Origin of the sequence: Nocardia sp. NPDC051981 (assembly GCF_040680715.1) — a bacterium.
GTDB lineage: Bacteria > Actinomycetota > Actinomycetes > Mycobacteriales > Mycobacteriaceae > Nocardia.
The window spans coordinates 1-2,525 of the sequence record NZ_JBFAXK010000068.1 but is presented as its reverse complement, the minus strand read 5'-3'; the positions used below and the strand labels follow the sequence as shown (position 1 = coordinate 2,525).

Annotated in this window: 3 protein-coding genes; 2 read left to right on the top strand and 1 reads right to left on the bottom strand. The window is 61.5% G+C overall.

Annotated features, from left to right (window positions below):
• Positions 1-586 precede the first annotated feature (586 nt).
• The gene (locus tag AB0L60_RS42390; protein WP_364626625.1) at positions 587-1,096 is read left to right on the top strand and encodes a hypothetical protein; all 510 of its coding nucleotides are present in this window, start codon (positions 587-589) and stop codon (positions 1,094-1,096) included.
• A gap of 216 nt (positions 1,097-1,312) precedes the next feature.
• Here the strand turns inward: AB0L60_RS42390 and AB0L60_RS42385 are convergent, their stop codons facing one another.
• Complete coding sequence (locus AB0L60_RS42385; protein ID WP_364626622.1) at positions 1,313-1,450, bottom strand: hypothetical protein; 138 nt, start codon at positions 1,448-1,450, stop codon at positions 1,313-1,315.
• A 78-nt stretch (positions 1,451-1,528) separates the two neighbouring features.
• Here AB0L60_RS42385 and AB0L60_RS42380 point away from each other — a divergent pair, with 78 nt between their 5' ends.
• Positions 1,529-2,164 carry a hypothetical protein gene (locus tag AB0L60_RS42380; RefSeq protein WP_364626619.1) on the top strand — a complete coding sequence of 212 codons (636 nt, stop codon included), beginning with the start codon at positions 1,529-1,531 and terminating at the stop codon, positions 2,162-2,164.
• The last annotated feature ends 361 nt before the right edge of the window (positions 2,165-2,525 follow it).

Here is a 2,525-nt window from a genome sequence, read left to right as displayed (position 1 = left end):
AGCGTCGAGGCCCGACCGGAGGTTCGGCATAGGGGATCCCTCGAAAGACCGCGACCGCGCCATCCCAACTGCCCCGCACCACCCCGGCAGCGGCGCTGACCTCGACTCGATCCTCGCGCGAAACAGCATGACCCTCAAACACACTCGCCATCAGAACATCCTCGGCAGCAGTCTTGGAATCGCGCCACCGATTTCACGGCCGCTGCTCACCCACCAACGCACTCACTGTGGGCTGACCGCGCTGACCGAACCCGCCAGCGCGGAGCATCGGAAGATCAACTGGCCGTGCTGATCCGAGGCCGGCGGAACGTCTACTACTGCCGAATGTCGTGTAGTCGACGGAGGATTTCGCAGGCGGTCAGTGCCAGCGTGTAGGGGTTGACATGTGGACGCGCGATTGGCGTCTCGACGCCTGGACGCCAATACCCGGGACTTGAAAACCGATACGGCCCTTACATTTACGAACGCTCGGCCAACCATCGTCTTGGGCAATTTCGGCGATCGATCGCGCCAGATTCGTCCAGTCAACTCATAGAATGAACTCTGTCCGGGCGGCCCGTGATCAGTCCGGCGATTTGGGGGACTCGTGACTGCAGCACTACTGGCAGCGCTTACAGGGATCGTGGGACTCGCGATCGGGCGTCTCTGGGATACGAAGTCAGAGTCCACTCGATGGCGACGGGATCAGAAGACCGCCTGCTACCAGCGTCTCGCCGAAGAGTTCCAAGCCAGCTACGAGGCGATCCGAATCATCGCTCTTACCGACTCGAACTCCACAGCGCTCCAAGCTCTCATCGAACACACCAGAACCGGCGTGTTCGCCGCATGGGACAGTGCGGTCGCGGCGATTTGGTTGCACGGATCGGCGGAGGTAGTAACTTCGGCAACGCAACTCGATGACGCCATCGGAGCGCTCTTCTACTCGGCGGTTGAACGGCAACTCGCGACTCAGGAAGCCTGGAATCAGGCACGAGTGCCGGCCCGCGAGGCCTTGGAGCGATTCGTTGAATCAGCCCGTAAGGAGCTGGATCTTCCTTCGGTTCCGGTAAGGCTCTTTACGGATCCTCCTTCGATTCCGCCCAGTCCTCCGAGCTGAATGACAGGCCAGAAACTCGGTAACGCGGTCAACTCCGAGCACCTCGATTCAAGCTTGAAGCCTGCCGATTACTGGCCGCGGTGTGTCTGGTTGCCGTGGGTAGTGGGGTAGATGTCGCAGTGTGGGAACAGATGTCGCCGGGTCGATCCCCTCCACCCGGCGGCACCACCACTTTGTTGGCCGGAGTCCAAATGCAGGCCTGACGCGACACACCCCTCACATGCCCATACTGGGTCCGCTGTCGGCCAGGCCGAGGCGGAGAACATCCTGTAGTGCCGCATACCGCGCTGACCGGACCGGCCAGCGCGGGGCGACGCTGGCCGGAACCTGTTGCGCCGCGGAACGTCCGCTCATGCCGATGACCGAGCATCGTCCTGCGTCGTTGTCAGAGTCCGTTGCGATCATTGGTACATGGGTAGCCACTGTGTCGAGTTGCGCATTGCCGCCAGGAACGATGTTCTATCGTTCCTGGGCGCAACGTCGTTCGATGAAGAACAACTCCGCCTCCTCGGCATCATGAGGGAGCGCGCCGTCGTCTACCAGGACGATCTCGATTTCCTTGACATCTTCTGGGATCTGTCCATCCCCGACGCCCTCGACCACCTCATCGAGGGTCGGGCTGACGCTGCGGGCGAATGGGCGGGCTGTGCGTACAACACGGCGCTCCAACTCATCATCGCCTGCAACAGTTCCGATCCCGTGGAGGTCGGGTGCTTCCGCAATCCCATTGTCTACTTCAGCGAATTGGACGACGAGCTGGGACGTTGCGGTGTACCCCAAGAACTACGGCCCTTCCAGTACCTGTTCGCTGGGCCACCCATCGAGATTCCGTTCCGCATACCAGGCTCGTTGGAGGGGTATCCGGAAGTTGGCCACCTGTCGTTGTCTCGAGCGAAGGACGTTGCCGATGCCTATCGGGCGGTAATCGACAAGATCGACAAGGGTTTCGTCGACGATCTCGAGGTCTTGACGAAGGGACTCGAATTCGAGCATGACGAATGGGTGCGTAGTCAGGAAGAAGAGCTCGACTGGTACAACCCGGACACCATCTTCTTCTGGACCAACTGATTCCATCCACACTCCCTCTCATACCGCACCCCGCGCTCACCGAACCGGCTCGTGCAGGCAGCTGAAGATCAACGGGCAGGTCGCCGTATAGCTGCCAGCTGTGCGCGCTCATGCCGCTTACGGGTCGGTCCGAAGCGGCCGGCACGGTCCAGCTGAAGATCGAACGCCCCGAGATGATCTCGGGGCGTTCGTGCGTCCGGAACGTCCGCTACTGCCGATTATCAAGTGGTGGTTGCCGAACGAACGTTGGTATCGTGCGGGTGATGTCCCGGCGATCGTCGAGGTGGACCGCGACACGGGCACGACGCCGTCCACCCTCGGCTGCGCACTCGGCGGTAGATCGAGGAGGAGCGCGCGCATA